Annotated in this window: 16 protein-coding genes; 6 read left to right on the forward strand and 10 right to left on the reverse strand. The window is 68.5% G+C overall.

The genetic code is table 11. The features are described from left to right. Nucleotides 1-101: 101 nt before the first annotated feature. From T8K17_RS20530 to T8K17_RS20540, 3 genes are all read right to left on the reverse strand, one after another. Entirely contained in the window at nucleotides 102-1319 is a 1218-nt protein-coding gene (locus T8K17_RS20530) for an MFS transporter (RefSeq protein ID WP_322331593.1), read from the reverse strand. Continuing rightward, nucleotides 1316-2341, reverse strand: coding sequence for a permease (locus tag T8K17_RS20535; RefSeq protein WP_322331594.1), 1026 nt, complete (start codon nucleotides 2339-2341; stop codon nucleotides 1316-1318). The genes T8K17_RS20530 and T8K17_RS20535 overlap by 4 nt, the downstream gene beginning before the upstream one ends. Nucleotides 2342-2404: 63 nt before the next feature. Next, on the reverse strand, nucleotides 2405-2716 hold the full coding sequence (locus T8K17_RS20540; protein WP_322331595.1) for a metalloregulator ArsR/SmtB family transcription factor: 312 nt from the start codon (nucleotides 2714-2716) through the stop codon (nucleotides 2405-2407). A gap of 136 nt (nucleotides 2717-2852) precedes the next feature. Here T8K17_RS20540 and T8K17_RS20545 point away from each other — a divergent pair, with 136 nt between their 5' ends. Further along, nucleotides 2853-4139, forward strand: a complete 1287-nt coding sequence (locus T8K17_RS20545) for a DUF3422 domain-containing protein (protein ID WP_322331596.1) — start codon at nucleotides 2853-2855, stop codon at nucleotides 4137-4139. 7 nt (nucleotides 4140-4146) lie between these two features. On the opposite strand, the gene dxs is transcribed toward T8K17_RS20545, so the two are convergent. The 5 genes from dxs to T8K17_RS20570 form a co-directional block, all read right to left on the reverse strand. Further along, complete coding sequence (dxs, locus tag T8K17_RS20550) at nucleotides 4147-6078, reverse strand: 1-deoxy-D-xylulose-5-phosphate synthase (protein WP_322331597.1); 1932 nt, start codon at nucleotides 6076-6078, stop codon at nucleotides 4147-4149. 19 nt (nucleotides 6079-6097) lie between these two features. Further along, on the reverse strand, nucleotides 6098-6988 hold the full coding sequence (locus tag T8K17_RS20555) for a farnesyl diphosphate synthase (protein ID WP_322331598.1): 891 nt from the start codon (nucleotides 6986-6988) through the stop codon (nucleotides 6098-6100). A gap of 12 nt (nucleotides 6989-7000) precedes the next feature. Next, nucleotides 7001-7264: an exodeoxyribonuclease VII small subunit gene (locus tag T8K17_RS20560; protein WP_416153138.1), complete on the reverse strand. Its 264-nt coding sequence runs from the start codon at nucleotides 7262-7264 to the stop codon at nucleotides 7001-7003. 94 nt (nucleotides 7265-7358) lie between these two features. After that, nucleotides 7359-8285, reverse strand: coding sequence for a histone deacetylase family protein (locus T8K17_RS20565; RefSeq protein WP_322331599.1), 927 nt, complete (start codon nucleotides 8283-8285; stop codon nucleotides 7359-7361). 9 nt (nucleotides 8286-8294) lie between these two features. Continuing rightward, nucleotides 8295-8828: a GNAT family N-acetyltransferase gene (locus T8K17_RS20570; RefSeq protein ID WP_322331600.1), complete on the reverse strand. Its 534-nt coding sequence runs from the start codon at nucleotides 8826-8828 to the stop codon at nucleotides 8295-8297. Nucleotides 8829-8996: 168 nt separating this feature from the next. On the opposite strand from T8K17_RS20570, the gene T8K17_RS20575 reads away from it, so the two are divergent. The 5 genes from T8K17_RS20575 to T8K17_RS20595 all read left to right on the forward strand — a co-directional run bounded on the left by T8K17_RS20575 (nucleotide 8997) and on the right by T8K17_RS20595 (nucleotide 16821). Then, nucleotides 8997-10118 (forward strand): efflux RND transporter periplasmic adaptor subunit, encoded by a 1122-nt coding sequence (locus T8K17_RS20575; protein WP_322331601.1) that lies wholly within the window; start codon nucleotides 8997-8999, stop codon nucleotides 10116-10118. Between the two features lie 22 nt (nucleotides 10119-10140). Beyond that, complete coding sequence (locus T8K17_RS20580; RefSeq protein WP_322331602.1) at nucleotides 10141-13365, forward strand: efflux RND transporter permease subunit; 3225 nt, start codon at nucleotides 10141-10143, stop codon at nucleotides 13363-13365. A 133-nt stretch (nucleotides 13366-13498) separates the two neighbouring features. Beyond that, nucleotides 13499-14752 (forward strand): pentapeptide repeat-containing protein, encoded by a 1254-nt coding sequence (locus tag T8K17_RS20585; protein WP_322331603.1) that lies wholly within the window; start codon nucleotides 13499-13501, stop codon nucleotides 14750-14752. A gap of 414 nt (nucleotides 14753-15166) precedes the next feature. Further along, nucleotides 15167-15541, forward strand: a complete 375-nt coding sequence (locus T8K17_RS20590; RefSeq protein WP_322331604.1) for a hypothetical protein — start codon at nucleotides 15167-15169, stop codon at nucleotides 15539-15541. Beyond that, a complete protein-coding gene (locus T8K17_RS20595; protein WP_322331605.1) occupies nucleotides 15538-16821 on the forward strand; it encodes a pentapeptide repeat-containing protein in 1284 nt (427 codons plus the stop codon). Before T8K17_RS20590 ends, T8K17_RS20595 begins: the two co-directional genes overlap by 4 nt. A gap of 16 nt (nucleotides 16822-16837) precedes the next feature. Here the strand turns inward: T8K17_RS20595 and T8K17_RS20600 are convergent, their stop codons facing one another. Together T8K17_RS20600 and T8K17_RS20605 are read right to left on the reverse strand one after the other, a co-directional pair. Next, on the reverse strand, nucleotides 16838-17989 hold the full coding sequence (locus tag T8K17_RS20600; RefSeq protein ID WP_322331606.1) for an alanine racemase: 1152 nt from the start codon (nucleotides 17987-17989) through the stop codon (nucleotides 16838-16840). A gap of 23 nt (nucleotides 17990-18012) precedes the next feature. Then, nucleotides 18013-18960 carry a 2-hydroxyacid dehydrogenase gene (locus tag T8K17_RS20605; RefSeq protein WP_322331607.1) on the reverse strand — a complete coding sequence of 316 codons (948 nt, stop codon included), beginning with the start codon at nucleotides 18958-18960 and terminating at the stop codon, nucleotides 18013-18015. Nucleotides 18961-18962: the final 2 nt, after the last annotated feature.

An 18962-nucleotide genomic window follows, 5' to 3' on the forward strand; every position in this document is an offset into this window, starting at 1 on the left:
CGGTGCGGGCGTCGGGGCAGGGTCCCGGGCAGATCCCGGATCAAGTCCGGGGTCTCCCGGGATGACGGTTGGGAGAAATAGAGAATGACCAGGGCGACGAACTAGGTCGCCCGCTCCCGCTTCGCCAGCGTCATCGCGGTGAGGAATGCCGTCGCGCCGACCAGGATCAGGACGAAGATCGCCCAGCGCATCAGCGCATAGCCGCCGACCTCCCACAGCGCCGCCCCGAGCGTCGCCGCCGCCGCATTGGCGCCCATGAAGCCGAGCGCCAGCGCGCCGGAGATCGACCCGAAACCCTTGCGCCCCAGGATCTCCGCCGTCACCACCGGCCGGGTGATCGACGTCACCCCGTAGCCGGAGCCCTGGAAGAACACGAAGGCGGCCAGCAGGAACGGCCACGCCATCGACCCGATCAGCGAAAAGATCGCCGCGAGCATGAACAGGAAGGACACCGCGCAGATGATCTGCATGGAGAAGCGGCGCTCCATCGCCATCATCGCCACCCGTCCGGCGACCTGCATCGGCCCGATCATCGAGGCGGCCAGCACCGCCGTCGCCACCGCGACCCCCTGCTCGGCCAGCATCGGCAGCAGATGGGGGATGACCATCCCGTGGGTCAGCCCGATCATCGCGAAGGTCACGCCGAGCAGCCAGAAGGTCGGCTTGGCCATGGCCCGGCGCAGATCGGACGACCCGTCCGGCAGGGTCGAGCGTTCCTCCGTCTCCTCTTCGGGGGCCGGCAGGGCGGTGCCGTAACGGAACAGCGGGATGGCGACCACCAGGATGATCACCGCGAAGGTCAGCACCGCGATGCGCCAGCCATGGGCCTCGGCCACGAAACCGCCGAGGGGGAAGGACACGGTCCCGGCGAAACCGGCGATCAGGGTGATGCGGGTGATCGCCCGGCGCGCCTCGCCGCCCATCATCCTTGTGATGAAGGCGAAGCACGGCTCGTAGAGACAGCCGGACATGCACACGCCGATGCCGAGCCAGAGCGCGAAGAACTGCCAGGAGGCCTGTACCTGGCTCAACAGCCCGACCAGAAGGCCGCCGATCACCGCGCAGGTGGTCAGCACCGCGCGGCCGTGGCCCTTGTCGATGAGCTTGCCCATGAAGGGCGCGCAGACGGCGGAGCAGACCAGGGCGGCGGAGTAGGCGCCGGCCAGCTCGGTCTTCGACCAGCCGAGATCGGCCTCCCAATACGCGATCAGCGCCGGGAAGCTGTAGAACATCCCGGCCCAGACAAGAGTTTCGGCAATGGCGAGGGCGGCGACGCGTCCTGTGGGAAACGCCGCCGCCATGGAGGAGGAAGTGGTCAAACGATCACGCCGTACAGCGCTCCCATGGAGAAGGCTCCGACAAAGGCGAAGCCCAGGTATACGGCGAACACATGGGGTCGGGCCAGAGCCCAAACCGCGATCATGGCGGGAATGGAGCTGACGCCGCCGGCCAGCAGGAACGCCATGCCCGCTCCCGGCGCCATGCCCTGCTCGATCAGCCCGCCGACCAGCGGCAGGGCGGCATAGCCGTTCAGATACGCCGGCACCCCGACCAGCGTGGCGCCCAGGATCGGCAGCCAGCCCTCCCCGCCGATGACCGAACTCACGGTCTCGGCCGGGATATAGGCCAGCATCAGGCTCTCCAGGAAGAAGGCGACCGCCAGCCACTTGCCCAGGAACAGGGTGTTCTCCCAGGCGTTCTTGGCGAATTTCTCGCGCCGCGCCGGCTCGTGCCAGAACTGCCAGACGACCTGCTTGGGCGACCGCACGCTGGAGGCGCCGCAGCCGCCGTTGCCAACACCCTCGCGAAGCGGGTTCTCGAAGCCGCCAGCCCGGCCGATCGCGTAGGTGCCGAAGCCGCCGATCAGGCCGACCGCAATGGCGGCGGCGACCTTGAACAGGGCGAAATCCATGCCCAGCGTGCCGGCGGTCAGGAAGAACATGGACGGGTCCATCAGCGGCGACGCCAGCCAGAAGGCCATGACCGGCGCCAACGGCACGCCCATGGACAGCAGGGCGGCGATCAGCGGGATCACGCCGCAGCTGCAGAACGGCGACAGCGCCCCCACCAGGGCGGCCGCCCCGATCATCGTCACCTCGCGTCCCTCGAAGGCGCGGGCGATCAGGCTGTCGGCCCCGCTCGCCTTGGCATAGGCCGCGATGGCGATGGACGCGAACAGGAAGGGCGCGACCCCCAGCAGGGCCTCGCCGACGAAAATGGCGCTGTCCTGCGCCTGCCCCGCATCGAGGAGCGCGAGCACGGCGAAACCCGCCAGCACGACGACCAGCGTCCAATCTATCCTACCGGCGAGACGCCGGGTGGTCAGGGCCATATCGGCCATGGCACGTCTCCTTGTTCCTTATTCCCAAGAATATCGACATTCTTGGGCAAAAAAAAGCCGCGATTACGCGGCACTGCAGGACCTGCCCCGCGCATCGGCGCAGCACTCCCGGGTGAGGTAGTCGATGGTCGCCTGCATCTCGATATAATTGGCATGGCAGTACAGGGTCGTCCCATCCCGTTCCTGGCGAACCAGGCCGACGGCGATCAGCTTGTGCAGGTGGTGCGACAGGGTCGAGCGCGCGGTGCCGGTGCGGGACTGGATCTCGCCCACCGGCAAGCCGTCGGGCCCCGCACGCACCAGGGTGCGGAAGATCTCCAGCCGGGTCTCGTTGCCCAGGGCCTCAAGACGGCGCGCTGTCTCGGAACTGTCCATAGGGCGAATATAAGGATTCGGCGGTGCCATTGCAACGGTATTCCGAAGAATATGGGAATAATAAACCGACCCCATTTGATCCGCGCCGGTCTTTCACGCGTAATAGGCGCATCCGCAGCGGCAAGGTGCCGGCCCAATGTCCGCCCCGTCAGACCATCCCCTCAGATTTCCGCTGGCGGCGGAACTGCACGCGCGGCCGTTCGCCGAGTTGGAAGCGCCGGAGCGGGTCTCCCACATCGCGATGCTGACCGGCACCGGAGCCCGGGATACCGAGCGGGTCCGGCTTGAGGAGCTCTGCGCCCGTCTCGGCGGCACCCCGCCCGGTGACGGGGCCACGCACCACATCATGGATTTCGGCACGTTCCGCCTGAAATGGGAGCGCCATACCGAGTTCACCACCTACACCTTCCTGCGGCACGGACCGTTCGACGCGCCTTTCGCCGAACCCGCCTCCTCCCTCGTGCCGGCGGACTGGCTCGCCTCCCTGCCGGGCGAACGGGTCGTCGCCATTCATCTGGCGCTGATCGCCGCCGGCACCGACCGGGCCGAGGCGGAACTGGCCAAGCACCTGTCGCTCGCCTCCCTGTGCCGGGCCACGGTGCTGGCGGGCGCGGCGGAGATCGCCACCGACCACCGGATCGCGCCGGACGGGTTCACCCGCATGCTGGTGTTCGACCGCACCCTGCTGCCGCGCCAGGCGGGCCGGCTGGTGCAGCGGCTGGTGGAGATCCAGACCTACCGCGACATGGCCCTGCTGGCCCTGCCCAAGGCGCGCGAGGCCGCCCCGACCATCGCCCGGATCGACGCCTCCCTGGCGGAACTGACCGGGACCATGACCTCGGCCGGACAGATCGACGACGAGCAGCGGATGCTCGAACGGCTGATCACCCTGTCCGCCGAGATCGAGGAGAACATCGCCGCCACTTCCTATCGCTTCGCCGCGGCCCGGGCCTATCAGGGGCTGGTGAGCGACCGGGTGGCGGAGATCGCCGAGGTGCCCCTGGGCGACCACCCGACGCCGAGCGCCTATGTGGACCGCCGCTTCACGCCGGCCATGCGGACCTGCGAGTCGACGGCGGCGCGGCAGTCCTCTTTGTCGGAGCGGGCGACCCGGGCTGCCAACCTGCTGCGCACCCGCGTCGACATCACCCTGGAGGCGCAGAACCGCGACCTGCTCGCCTCCATGGACAAACGGGCGCGGCTCCAGCTCCGCCTGCAGCAGACGGTGGAAGGCCTGTCGGTGGCGGCCATCACCTACTACGTGATCGGGGTTGCCGGATATTTGCTCTATGCCGTCAAGGCGATGGGAGTGGCGGTCAATGTGCCCGCCGTCCAGGGCTTCGCCGTCCCGGTCATCGCGGCCCTCGTCTGGCTCGGCGCGCGGCGGGCGCGCGCCCGGATCGAACGCGAGAAGGACGAATAGACGCCGCTCAGGCCACCGGTCCGGCCGACATGTCGATGCTGGCGCCGGTCGCCATCAACGCGCCGATCGCCATGGTGACGATGGACTCGGCATGCAGCCCGGCATCCCTGTACTGGACGGCCTGGCTGTCGTGGTCGATGGGGCGGTCCGGCAACACCATCGGCCGCACCGCCAGCCCGCCATCGAGCAGACCCGCATGGGCCAGATGGTGCAGCACCTGGGTGGCGAAGCCGCCGATGGCGTTCTCCTCCACCGTGATCAGCACCGCATGCTCGCGGGCCAGGCGGGTGACCAGATCGGTGTCGATCGGCTTGGCGAACCGGGCATCGGCCACAGTGGTGGAAATCCCCCGTGCCTGCAGCGCATCAGCCGCGGCCAGCGCGTCCTGCAGGCGGGTGCCGAGCGACAGGATCGCGACGGTCGTCCCCTCGCGCACCACCCTGCCCTTGCCGATCTCCAGCGCCGAGCCGGTCGCCGGCAACTCCACGCCCACGCCTTCGCCGCGCGGATAGCGGACGGCGGACGGGCCGTCGTCGATGGCGGCGGCGGTGGCGACCATGTGCTTCAGCTCCGCCTCGTCCGACGGCGCCATGATCACGAAATTCGGCAGGCAGCCGAGATAGGTCAGGTCGAAGGCGCCGGCATGGGTCGCCCCGTCGGCGCCGACCAGGCCGGCCCGGTCGATGGCGAAACGCACCGGCAGCTCCTGCAGCATCACGTCATGGACCACCTGGTCGTAGCCGCGCTGCAGGAAGGTTGAATAGATCGCGCAGAACGGCTTCAGGCCCTCGCAGGCCATGCCGGCGGCGAAGGTCACCGCGTGCTGCTCGGCGATGCCGACATCGAAACTCCGGTGCGGGAAGCGCTCGGCGAACTTGTTCAGGCCGGTGCCGGACGGCATGGCGGCGGTCACCGCGACGATGCGCTCGTCGGCTTCGGCCGCCTGGATCAGGCTGTCGGCGAAGACGTTGGTGTAGCTCGGCGCGTTCGGCTTCGGCTTGGACTGGGCGCCGGTGACCACGTCGAACTTGGCGACCGCGTGATACTTCTCGGCATTGGTCTCGTTAAATGGATGGCCGCGGCCCTTCTCGGTCACCACATGCAGCAGCACGGGGCCCTGCTTGCGGCCCTTCAGCTTCTTCAGGATCGGCACGAGGTGGTCGAGGTTATGGCCGTCGACCGGGCCGACATAGAAGAAGCCCATCTCCTCGAACAGGGTGCCGCCGGTCAGCATGCCGCGGGCGAATTCCTCGGCCCGCTGGGCGGCGCGCTCCAGCGGCTTGGGGAAGTGGCGGGCGACCTGCTTGCCGAGCTCGCGGAACGAGGCAAAGGAGCGCGACGACACGATCTGCGACAGGTAGGCGCTCATGGCTCCCACCGGCGGGGCGATCGACATGTCGTTGTCGTTCAGGATCACCAGCATGCGACTGGCCGAGGCACCGGCGTTGTTCATCGCCTCATAGGCCATGCCGGCGCTCATGGAACCGTCGCCGATCACCGAGACCACGTCGAAATCGTCGCCCAGCAGGTCGCGGGCGGCGGCCATGCCGAGACCGGAGGAAATCGAGGTGGAGCTGTGTGCGGCGCCGAACGGGTCGTACACGCTCTCCGACCGTTTGGTGAAGCCGGACAGGCCCCCGCCCTGGCGCAGGGTGCGGATGCGGTCGCGGCGGCCGGTCAGAATCTTGTGCGGATAGGCCTGGTGGCCGACATCCCAGATCACCTTGTCGCGCGGCGTGTCGAACACATGATGCAGCGCCACGGTCAGTTCGACCACGCCCAGGCCGGCGCCCAGATGGCCGCCGGTCACCGACACCGCGGAAATCGTCTCAGCCCGCAGCTCGTCAGCCACCTGGCGCAGTTCGGCGACGCTCAGCCCCTTCAGATCGTCCGGTGTGGCGATCCGGTCCAGGAGCGGTGTCTCGGGCCGATGGCTCATGATCCTACTTTCCAGTCCGTCAGTTCGTGCGGTCGACGACGTAACGCGCAGCCTCGCGCAGCGGATCCGCCGCCTCGTCGAACACCTCGAGCGCATGCACCGCCTGATCGATCAGCAGATGGGCCTGCGCCCGGGCCCGCTCCGCCCCGAGAATGGACACGAACGTGGCTTTTCCCGCTGCGGCGTCCTGCCCCACCGGCTTGCCGGTCTTCTCGGGGTCGCCCTCGGCGTCAAGCAGGTCGTCGGCGATCTGGAAGGCCAGGCCGAATTCCTGCGCGAAGTTATGCAGAGCCATATAGGACCGATAGGAGCCTTTGCCCAGGATCGCGCCCGCCACGGAGGAGAATGCGAACATCTCGCCGGTCTTCAGGCGCTGCAGGCGGGTGATAGCCCCGATATTCATCTCGCCGTCGCGCTCGGCCAGCAGGTCGATCATCTGGCCGCCGCACATGCCGTGGCCGCCGGCCGCCTGGGACAGCTCGCGCACCAGCTCGATCCGAACCGCCGGATCCGCATGGGTCTCGGGCGCGGCCAGCACCTCGAAGGCCAGCGCCTGCAGCGCGTCGCCGGCCAGGATCGCCGTGGCCTCGTCGAACTGCTTGTGGCAGCTCGGCCGGCCGCGGCGCAGGTCGGAATCGTCCATCGCCGGCAGGTCGTCATGGATCAGCGAGTAGGTATGCATGAACTCGACGGCCGCAGCGACCCGGGCGGCGCAACGCTTGTCGACCCGGAACAGGTTGGCCGACTGCATCACCAGGAACGGCCGCAGCCGCTTGCCGCCCGCCGTGCAGGAATAGCGCATGGCCTCGAACAGCCGCGCTTCGGCGTCGTCCGGTTGGGGCAGCAGCAGGTCCATGGTCTTGTCGACCGTGGCGGCGCACTCCTCCAGCAGGGTCTGCAGGTCGGCCATCGACAGCTCCCCTCAGGCGTCGAAATCGGTGGTGCCGGACGGCTGGCCGCTCTCGTCGAGCTTGATCTTCTCGACCTTGAGGCGCGCCTCCTCCAGCTTCTTCTGGCAGTGCTTCTTCAGCGCCGCCCCCCGCTCATAGGCGGCGATGGCATCGTCCAGCGATCCCCGGCCCTGCTCCAGGGTCTCGACGATCGCTTCGAGCTCGCGCAGGGCGTCCTCGAAGCTCATGGCGTCGACGGGCGCGGCGACGGGTTTGGCAGCTTGTGTATCGGTCACGTCTATCCTCCGGAAAGCGCGCGGAGTGTATGCAGGGTGCGGGTGCGAAACAAGGCCGGCGGGCGGGCCGCGGGAAAGCGCGGATCGTGGCCCGTCAGCCCTTCATGAGCTGCTTCACATGGGCCGCCGTCGACACGGAGAGCGCCTGCAGGTCGTAGCCGCCCTCCAGGCAGGAGACGATCTTGCCGCCGCAGACCTTCTTGGCGACCCGCATCAGCTCCTTGGTCGCCCAGACGAAATCCTCTGTCTCCAGCATCAGCGAGGCCAGCGGGTCGTCGCGATGGGCGTCGAATCCAGCGGAGATGATCAGCAGCTCCGGCTGGAACGCCTCCAGCGCCGGCAGGATGCGGTCGCTCATGGTCTGGCGGAACTCAGGACCGCCGGACATCGGCGCCAGCGGCGCGTTGACGATGTTGCCCTGCCCCCGCTCGGTCGCCGCCCCGGTGCCGGGATAGAGCGGCATCTGGTGGGTCGAGGCGTAGAGCAGGCTGGGCGTGTCCCAGAACGCCGCCTGGGTGCCGTTGCCGTGGTGGACGTCGAAATCCATCACCGCCACGCGCTTCAGCCCGTGCACCTCCTGGGCGTGCCGGGCGGCGATGGCGACGTTGTTGAAGAAGCAGAAGCCCATGGCCCGGTCCGGCTCGGCATGGTGTCCCGGCGGCCGGGTGGCGCAGAAGGCGTTGGCCGCCTCCCCGCCCAGCACCGCGTCGGTCGCGGCCACGGCGGCGCCGGCGCCGCGCAGGGCGGCCTCGCCCGTGCCGGGGGACAGGAAGGTGTCGCCGTCGATCGCCGCCATGCCGGTCTTCGGCACCGCCTCCAGGATGGCGGCCACGTAGCGCTCGGGATGGACCCGGGCGATCTGCTCGACCGAGGCCAGCGGCGCCTCGCGGCGGTCCAGCTTGCTGAAATTCGGTGCCTCGAGCGCCTGCCAGATCGCCTTCAGGCGCGCCGGGTGCTCGGGATGCATCTTGCCCGGCTCGTGGTGAACACAGGCGTCATGGGTATAGAGAAGCGTTGTCATGGGCCGAGCCTAGCAAGCCCCCCGCTCGCGCACCAGCAGCAGCACGGTGTCGCCGGCGTAGCTGACGGTACCGATTTCCGCGTAGCCGACCGACCGGGCCAGCCGGACCGACGCCTCGTTCCGGGGGTCGATGATGCAGTGGGTGCGGAGTACGGGGAGTGACGTATCGATCCAGCGGTGCAGAGCCGTCACCGCCTCCCGGCCGAAGCCCTGGCCCTGGCACCCGCTCGACAGGACCCAGCCCGCCTCGGCCGAGTTCTCGGGTTCGTCCACTCCCTCGCGCCGGAACTGGGCCACGCCGACATCGCCGATGAACCGGCCGGTCGCCCGCTCCTCGACCGCGAAATAGCCGTAGCCGAACAGTGCCCAATGGCCGGCATAGCGCAGCAGCCGCGACCAGCTCTCCTGACGGGTCGACGGCTGGCCGATGTAGCGCACCACCTCCGGATCGGCCCAGAGCCGGGTGATGTTCTCGGCGTCCTCCAGCCGATGCGGCCGCAGGACCAAGCGCTCCGTCTCGATCACGGTCGGGGTGGATGCCATTGGAAAAACTCGCTTTTCGGCCGCTTCCCCGCGCCGCCCATCCAGACATGCCGGCAGCCGGCGGCCCGTTAATAGTTGCGGACTTTGGTATATCTCACCCTGTAGACTTGCAAGGCCGCAGCGAGTGCTACCTTACAATCGCCTAGTGACATCGAGGACTTGCAGACGATGCCCGTTTCGACCCGACCCGCCGGCCTTATCCTCGGGCTTTTGGCCCTATGCGCGTTCCTGAGCACGGCCGATCCGGCCCTGGCCCAGGGGCGGGCCGCCTCGGTCAGTGTCGATCCGGTCACCCGCCAGCCGCTGATCGCCACCGTCAATGTCCTCGGCCGGTTCGTCGCCCGCGAGGCCGGGGTGCTCGCCGCCCGGGTCGCCGAGCAGGTGGACGAGGTCGCGGTGCAGGTCGGCGACCAGGTCCGCAAAGGCGACGTCGTCGCCCGGCTCTCCAGCGACCGATTGACCGCCGAGCGCGAACGGGTGGCCGCCCAGGCCAAGGCGGCCGCGGCCGACATCATCGCCGAGCGGGCCAATCTGGCGAAAGCGCAGCAGACCCTGGACCGGCTGAGCAAGCTGAGGAACTCCAGCGCCCACCGCCCCGACCGGATGGAGGATGCCGAGCGCGACGTGGAGGCGCACCGCGCCGGTCTGCGGGCCGCCGAAGCAGACGCCGCCGTCGCGAAGGCGCAGCTCGACCTGGCGGAAATCGCCCTGGCTGACGCGACCATCACCGCGCCGTATGATGGGGTGGTGACGGTCCGCTACGTGTCCGCCGGCTCCTATGTGCGGCTCGGCGATCCGGTGGTGACGATGCTCAATCACCTGGAACTGGAGATCGAGGCCGACGTGCCGGCCGACCGGACCGGCGGCCTGCGCCCCGGTACCGTCGTCGAGGCCGAGCTGCAGGACGGCACCCGGCTCAGCGCCGCCGTCCGCGCCGTGATCCCGGAGGAGAACACCCGCACCCGCACGCGCGCCGTCCGCTTCACGCCGCAGGACAGCGCCCAGGTGCCGACCGCGGCGAACCAGGCGATCACCCTGGAGGTCCCGCTGGACCAGAGCCGGCAGGTGCTGACGGTCGACAAGGACGCGGTGACCGTCCAGCGCGGCGAGAACATCGTCTTCGTCGTGCAAGACGGCAAGGCGGTCCCCCGATCGGTCCGCCTGGGCGAGAGCGTGGGCAACCGGTTCGAGGTCCTGAACGGACTGGAGGACGGAGAGCTCGCGGTGATCCGCGGCAACGAGGTGCTGCGACCGGGCCAGACCGTCTCGGTCGACGCCGGCCAGGGCTGAGGCGAGAGCGGGGGACAGGGCCATGAACATCATCCGCGCCTCGATCGAGCGGCCGATCGCCGTCGTCTCCGCCGTGCTCATGGTGGTGATGTTCGGCATCGTCGCCCTGCTCAACATCCCGATCCAGCTCGCTCCGGACGTGAACCGGCCGGTGATCACGGTGGAGACCGAGTGGTTCGGCGCCGCCCCGGCCGAGGTCGAGCGCGAGATCGTCAACCGTCAGGAGGACGAGTTGCGCGGCCTGGAAGGGCTGGAGGAAATGCTCGGCACGGCCGAGACCGGCCGCGGTCGGATCGAGCTGGAGTTCATGGTCGGCACCGACATGGACCGGGCGCTGCTGCTGGTGGCCAACCGGCTCGACCGGGTCGGCGACTATCCCTCCGAGGTCGACCAGCCGACGCTCAGCAGCGCCGGCGCCGAGGACAACGCCATCGCCTGGCTGACCCTGCGCCGGGTCCCCGGCAACGACCGGCCGATCCACACCTTCGGCGACTTCGCGGAGGACGTCATCAAGACCCGCATCGAGCGGGTGCCGGGCGTCAGCCGGGTGGACGTCTATGGCGGCTCCGAACGCGAGATGCAGGTGATCGTGGATCCGGAGCGTCTCGCCCATAACCGCATCACCATCAGTCAGGTCGTCCAGGGCCTGCGCGCCGCCAACGCGTCGATCTCCGCCGGCGCGGTCGAGGAAGGCAAGCGCCGGTACACCGTGCGCACCGAGGGCGACTTCGAGAGCGTCCAGTCGGTCCGCGACGTGGTCCTGCGCTCGACCATCGATCCGGTGACCGGCCGGGTCGGCCGGCTGACGGTGGCCGATATCGGCGACGTGGTGTTCGACTACAAGGAGCCGGTCTCGCGCATCCGCTATTTCGGCGAGCCCGGCATGGCCATGCCGATCCGCCGGGAAACCGGGGCCAACGTGATCGAGACCATGGCCGGGGTCGAAGCCGCGCTGGAGGAGCTGTCGGCCTACGATCTGCCGGCCGAAGGGCTCTACATCAACAAGGTCTACGACGAGACCACCTACATCACCTCGGCCATCGCCCTGGTGCAGCAGAACATCTGGGTCGGCGGCCTGCTCGCCGCGGTGGTGCTGATGACCTTCCTGCGGTCGGGCTCGGCCACGCTGGTGGTGTCGCTCGCCATCCCGGTCTCGGTGGTCGGCTCCTTCGTGGCCATGGCCGCCCTCGGACGTTCGATCAACGTGATCTCGCTCGCCGGCCTCGCCTTCGCGGTGGGCATGGTGGTGGATGCCGCCATCGTCGTGCTGGAGAACATCTTCCGCCTGCGCCAGAACGGCCGCAGCGCCAAGGACGCCGCCTATCTCGGCGCCTCCCAGGTCTGGGGCGCGGTTCTGGTCTCCGCCCTGACCACGGTCATGGTGTTCATCCCGATCCTCGTCATGCAGTTGGAGGTCGGCCAGCTGTTCCGCGACATCGCCGTGGCGATCTCGGTCTCGGTGCTCCTGTCGCTGCTGGTGTCGGTCACCGTCGTCCCTGCCCTAGCCAGCCGGCTCCTCGGCCCCGGGGTGGAGAAGGCGCAGAACCGGCGGATCCCCGGCATCGACCATTTCGCCCGGGGCTTCCACAGCAGCGTGATGGGGATCACCCGGCGGGCGGTGCGCTCGCGCGGCTTCGCGGCGATGATGATCATCGCGCTGACGGCGGTGTGCTCGATCTCGACCTACATCTTCCTGCCGAAGCTCGACTATTTGCCGAACGGCAACCGCAACCTGGTGATCGGCCGGCTGGCGCCGCCGCCGGGCTACAACCTGGACACCCAGACCGCCATTGCCGGCCAGTTGGAGAACGCCACGCGCCCGATCTGGGACGAGAGCGGCGAGCGGCTGCAGACCGAGGACGGCACGCCGACCCTGTCGCGGTTCTTCTTCGTCGCCTTCCGCGCCAACACCATCATCGGCGCCGCCGCCGCCGACGACAGCCGGGTGTCGGAGCTGATCCCGGTCCTCAGCGCGCCGGTGAGCGCCGTTCCGGGCACCCGGTCCTTCTTCTTCCAGACCTCCCTGTTCGGCCGCGGCGTCGGCGGTTCGGGGGCGGTCGATCTCGACATTTCCGGCGGCGACATGAACGAGATCGTCGAGGTCGCCCAGCGGATCGACCGGGCGATCAACGAGGTCCTGCCACGCAGCCAGGGCACCCAGATCCGGCCGCTGCCCAGCCTCACCCTGGGGGCGCCGGAGGTCCGGCTGCTGCCCGACCGCACGAAGCTGGCCGATAACGGAATCTCGGCGCTGGAGCTCGGCCAGACCGTCGACGCCTTCAATGACGGGCTGCGGGTGGCGGAGATCACCGTCGACGGCGAGCGGATCGATCTGACCCTGCGCGGCCCGGTGAAGAACGTCACCCAGACCCAGGGCATCGAGGCCCTGCCCGTGGTCACCGAACAGGGCATGATCCTGCCGGCGGGATCGCTGGCCCAGGTGCAGGTGACGACCGGCCCGACCGAGATCCGGCACCGCGAGCGGCAGCGCACGATCACGCTGGTGGTCCAGCCGCCCGCCTCCATCGCCCTGGAGGAGAGCATGGAGATCCTGCGCGACCAGGTGATCGCCAAGGTCGTCGCCGAGGGGGTTCCGGCCGGGGTGACCATGCGGCTGTCGGGAACCGCCAGCAAGCTGCAGGAGACCTGGGCGGAGATGCAGATCGACCTGGTGATGGCGCTGGCCATCGTCTACCTGGTCATGGCGATCCTGTTCGAGAGCTTCCTCTACCCGATCATCATCGTGTTCTCGGTGCCACTGGCCACCGCCGGCGGCATGCTGGGCCTTGGCATGCTCAATGCCTTCACCCCGCAGAAGCTGGACATGCTCACCCTGCTGGGCTTCGTCATCCTGATCGGCATCGTGGTGAACAACGCCATCCTGCTGGTGCACCAGACGCTGCACCATCTGCGCGATGAAGGCATGGCGCCGGGGGCGGCGATCCTGGAAGCCACCAGCAACCGGATCCGGCCGATCTTCATGTCCACCCTGACCAGCGTGCTCGGCATGCTGCCGCTGGTGGTGTTCCCCGGTGCCGGGTCAGAGCTGTACCGGGGGCTGGGCTCGGTCGTGGTCGGCGGCCTCGCCCTGTCGGCGGTGCTGACCCTCGGACTGATCCCGCCGATGCTGTCGCTCTTCATGTCGGCGATCGAAGGCCGGGAGGCAAAGCAGCCGGCCCCGGCCGCTCCGGGGGCCTCCACCCCGCCGACGGTCGGGCCGGACCCCAAGGGCGCGCCCGCCGAGTAGCCGCGATCGGACGGCGGCGGGAGGACCGCCGCCGAGCACGCTTCTGCGTGAAGCAAACGATGTGTTAACGTTTACCCGGCACGGTGGGGGGAGACATTCGCGCAATGAGACCGTCAGGCATTGGGGCATCCCGATGACGCCGCAACAATTCGTCATGATCCTGCAGGAGCATGAAGCCTGGCTGACCAAGGGTCGCGGCGGTGCGCGCGCGAACCTGGCCCGTCAGAACCTGACCGGCTTCTCGCTGGCGGGCGCGCGGCTGCGCGGCGCCAAGATGTCGGGCTGTGACCTGACCCGCGCGATCCTGCACCGCACCGACCTGTCGGAGGCCGACCTGTTCTGCGCCATCCTGGACGGGGTCGACGCGAAGAGCTGCAATCTGGAGAACGCCGACCTGCGCGGCGCCAATATCCGCAACGTGAACCTGACCGGGGCGAACCTGCGCGGCGCCGATTTCCGCGGCGGCACGCTCATGTTCGGCAGCGACGACGAGGACGGCGAGCGCGAAAGCCCGACCAAGAACGAGCGCGGCGCCAACCTGTCCAACTCGGCCATGGCCAATGCCAATCTGGCGGGCGCCAGCCTCGCCGGGGCTAACCTGTCCGGCGTCAATCTGCGCAACGCCAATCTGGAAGGCGCGGACATGAAGGGGTGCATCCTCAGCGACACCGACTTCAGCGGCGCCAACCTGCAGGACGCCCAGCTCCAGGGGGCGGTGATCAACAACACCGTTTTCAAGCACGCCAACCTGTCCGGCGCGAATATCGACGGCTGCGACATGGGTTCGGCGAACCTGACCGGCGCCAACATGGTCCGCAGCGAGGACACCCTGCCCTCCGACATCCGCGACATGCTGAACAATCACTATGTCTGGATCCGCGAGGATGGCCGGCTCGGCGACCGGGCGGTGCTGGTCGGCACCGATCTCAGCCATATCGACCTGTCCGGCGTGAACCTGTCCGGCGCGGACCTGCACACCTCGATCCTGAGCGGCGCCAACCTCTCCGAGACACTGCTGGTGATGTCCGATCTCGCCAAGTGCAACCTGGAGGGTGCGGACCTGACCAAGGCGACGCTGGAAGGCGTGAACCTGTCCAATGCCAGTCTGGTCGGGGCCAATCTGCAGAAGGCGAACATCTCGCCGGTCAACCTGAAGGACAGCAAGGGACGACCGACCGGACGGCTCTGGCCGGCCAACCTGTCCGGGGCGAAGTTGAACGGCGCCGACCTTCGGGGCGCCGATCTGCGCGGGGCGAATCTGTCCCACTGCGACCTCTCCGGCGCCCAGCTGAAGGGCGCGAATCTGACCGGTGCGAACCTGACCGATAGCGTGGTCGATCCGGACCAGTTGGATTCCGCGCTGAACACCGCAGCCGCCGCCGTCTGATCCAGTTCCAGTTGTCGCCGGCCGCCGAACACACTATTCTTAGGGTCAACAGATAGGAGGTACGTTATGCGCACCCTCATCGTCGTTGTTGGATTGGGACTTGGCCTGTCGTCCTTTGCCGTAGCCGACGCTTCGGCTTGCGGTTGGTCATCGAAATCCGCCTCTACCACGTCGACCAGCCAGACTGTCATGGCACCGCAGACGCCGGCGACGGCCCCCTCCTCGGGCGGTTGATCGACAGCGCAAGTTACCGGCAGGGTCGCGTGCTTTGCCACAAAGCCCAGAAGCTGCGGGCTACTGTTCCAGTACTGACGCGACGTTTGGTCGAGAGATTGAACGTCGCGTCCAGTTTTTAACGCTCCGTCTTGGTCGGTCCATCGACGCCCACACCTCAGATCGGATTGACCTTCAACAATGAAGACGACAGTGGCCGAGCATAACGCATCCTTTCTAGAAACGATCAGCACCCAACTTCTGGATCTGGTGGCCCGTGTCGAAGACGACGTGGCCCGCTATGCCGACGCCAAGGTCGGGCCGGCGGGCGGCGGTTTCGTGATCTATTACCTGACCGACGAAAACGGCGAGCCGCTCAAGGACGTCACCGCGGCCGATCTGGGGACAAGCCTCTCAGACATCGTCGCGACCAAAGGATTTCAGCAGTTGCAGGACCACTGTGAAATGCGCGACCTGAAGGTGCGCATCGACGAACATTTCTACGCGACCGATCCGCGCCCGACGAAGATCTACCGCGTGATCGTTGACGGCTGGCAGATCGGGTCGCTGACATGACCCCGGAACAGATACTGAAGCTGATCGAAGGCCACGAGCGCTGGCTTCAGCGCAAATCCGGCGGCCAGCGGGCGGACCTGTCCGGCTGCAACCTGTCGGAGTTCAACCTGACCAGCGCGATGCTGCAGTCGGCCAAGCTCTCCGGCGCCTATATGGCCCGCACCATCCTGGTCGGCGCCGACCTATCCTATGCGGACATGTTCTGCGCCAACCTGGACGGCGCGGATCTGGCGAAATCGCTGCTGATGCGCGCCGACCTGCGCGGCGCCTTCATGCGCGGCGCCAACCTGGCCGGCGCCAACCTGAAGGAAGCCGATCTGCGCGGCGGCGCGCTGATCAGCGGCAATCCGGCCGCCCCCGCCACGATCATCCGCGCGAATATCGGCCAGTCCGAACTGGACGAGGCGGAGCTGAACGGCGCCAACCTCTCCGGGACCGACCTGTCCCATTCCTCCATGGTCGGCGCGACGCTGGAGAAGACGCTGCTGTGCGGCGCCAACCTGTCGGGCGTCAATCTGGAGAACGCCAACCTGACGGGCGCCGATCTGTCCGGTGCGAACCTGTCCGACGCCAGGATCGTCGGTGCGAACCTGTCCGGCGCCAATCTGTCCGGCGCGCTGATCCATCGCACGATGCTGCGCAATTCCGACCTGCACGGCGCGATCCTGGAGAATGTCGATCTCTCCTCCGCCGATCTGGCCGGCGCCAATCTGGTGAATTCCGACGGCCGCGGCCTGTCCCGCTCCATGCGCGACATCCTGCGCGACCACGCCGTGTGGATCCGCGAGCAGGGACGCGGCGGCTCGCGGGCGCAGCTCGCCAAGACCGATCTTCAGGGCATCGACATTTCCGACGTGAACCTGTCCGGCGCGGATCTGCGCGAGGCGCAGATGGCCGGGTCGACCATGCGGCGGACCAGCCTCGTGATGTCGGACCTGAGCGGCGCCGATCTGAGCGGCGCCGACCTGCGCGACGCCGAGCTGGCGGGCATCAACCTGTCCGGTGCCGACCTGACCGGGACCCGGGCGGCCGGCGCGAACTTCTCGGAGGTCGAGCTGAAATCCGCCGACGGCACGCCGACCGGCCGGATGTGGGTGTCGAACCTGTCCGGCGCGGTCTTCGTCGATGCCGACCTGACCGGTGCGAAGCTGACCGGGGCCAACCTGCGCGGCGCCAATTTCCAGGGCGCCCGGCTGGCCCGCGCGCATCTGCGCGGTGCGGAGCTGGACGGTGCGAACATCACCCCGGAACAGATGGCGGAACTCGCCTCCAAGCCGTAGGCGGTTCCGGCCCCGCCTACCAGCCGTTCACCCGCTCCCAGAACGCCACCACCGGCTGCTTCGGCCCTTTGTCGAGGCCGTCGACAACCGCATAGCGGTCGTACATCGCCGCCGTCATGCAGACATGGTTCGGCAGCACATGGATCCGGCTGCCGATCGGCAGCACCGCCGGGTCCGCCCCGACCCCGCCGAGCCGTCCGTGCTCCTGATGTACCGCCTCCACCGTCAGCCCCGGCAGCGGCCGGCCGAACGCGTCCAGCAGCAACCCGAAGCCGCAGTCGCGCGGCTGCGCCTGGGTCGAGCGGTCCTTGGACAGGGCGAGCGCGCCGGCATCGATCATCGCCGTACCCTGCTCGGGCCGCAGGTTGGTGACGCTCGCCATGACCGTCACCGCGATATCCTCCAACCCGCAGCAGCCGACCCCGGATTGGAACAGGTCCATGAACATGTACACGCCCGGCCGCATCTCGGTGACGCCGTCCATGGAGCGGGCGAACAGCGCGCCCGGCGTTGAGCCGACGCTGACCACCGGACAGGCGTGGCCCGCCTGGCGCAGCCGTTCGGCCGCCAGGACCGCGCCGGCCCGCTCCTGCTCGGCGATCTCGGCCACCGCCTCCGGGCTGCGGCAGCCGTAGGTGTGGCCGCCATGGGCCAGGATGCCACGCAGCTCCTGCCCGCCCTCGGTGAGGATCTCGGCGATCTCCAGCAGCTCCGGCGCATGGGCGTCGATTCCCGCCCGATGCTCGCCCACATCGACCTCGATCATCACCGGGAAGGTGACGCCCCGGGCCCGGCCCATGGAGACGATCTCGCCGGCGATGACGACATTGTCGGTAATGACGGACAGGTCGATGCCGCGTGCCAGCAGATCGGCCGCCTGCCCCAGTCGCGACGGCGAGATGCCGACCGCCAGCGTGATGTCGGTGAAGCCGTTCTCGGCGAAGTACTGCGCCTCGCGCATGGTGGAGACGGTGATCGGGCCGACCTCCCCGCCCAGGGCCAGCCGCGCCACCTCCGCCGACTTCGCCGTCTTGCAATGGGGCCGCAGGCGCACGCCGAGCGTCTCCGCACGCTTCAGCATCCGGGTCAGGTTACGGTCCATCTTGCTGCGGTCCAACACCAGACAGGGGGTCGGCAGATCGCCGAGGCTCGGCGCGATATCGTTCACGGTCGTCTCCTCGCTTGGATCGCTCAGGCGACCCGGTGCAGCAGCTCGCGCCCGTCGCGCAGGCGGCTGATGTTCTCGCTCACCACCGCCAGGCTGCGCTCCAGCGTGCCCAGGGTGAAGAACGCCACATGCGGCGCCAGCACCACATTGTCCAGCTTGAACAGCGGATTGCTCGCCGGCGACGGCTCCTCGGCGAAGACGTCGAGGCCCGCCCCCATGATCCGCCCGGCGGACAGGGCGGCGGCCAGCGCCTCCTCGTCGACCAGCGGACCGCGGGCGGTGTTCACCAGGATCGCCCCCGGCTTCATCTGCGCGAGGGCCGCGCGGTCGAGCCAGTGGCGGGTCTCCTCCACCAGCGGGATGTGCAGCGAGACGATGTCGGACTCGGCCAGCAGGGTCGCCTTGTCGACCCATTGCGGGGTCGCCGGGTCGGGCGTGCCGCGCTTGGTAAAGATCACCCTCGCCCCCATCGCCTCCAGCACCGGCGTCAGAAGCTGCGGCACCGAGCCGTTGCCGACCAGGCCGACGGTCTTGCCGGCGATCTCGCCCAGCGTGTCCTGCATCGCAGGCGGCCAGCCCCAGCCGTCGCCGCGCGCGGTGCGGGCATGGAACACCGGCAGGCGGCGCAGGCAGGCAAGCATCAGCAGCAGGGTCATCTCCGACACCGCCTGGCTGTTGGTGCCCGGCATGTTGCAGACGGCGATGCCGCGCTTCTTCGCCGCTTCCAGGTCGATGGTGTTCACCCCGACGCCGATCTTCTGCACCAGCTTGAGCTTCGGCGCGGCCGCCATGTGCTCTTCCTTCACCGGCTCCAGGTTGTGCAGCAGCACGTCGGTATCGACCATCTGCTCCAGAAAGCCCTCGTGATCCCGCTCCGAGCAGATCGCGACCCGCAGCCCCTCCTCCTTCGCCATCCGGTTCAACCGGTCGCGCAGCCAGGGGCCGACGTCGTAGTGATACAGAACCTTCATGC

It is taken from the genome of Thalassobaculum sp. OXR-137, assembly GCF_034377285.1.
Classification (GTDB): domain Bacteria; phylum Pseudomonadota; class Alphaproteobacteria; order Thalassobaculales; family Thalassobaculaceae; genus Thalassobaculum.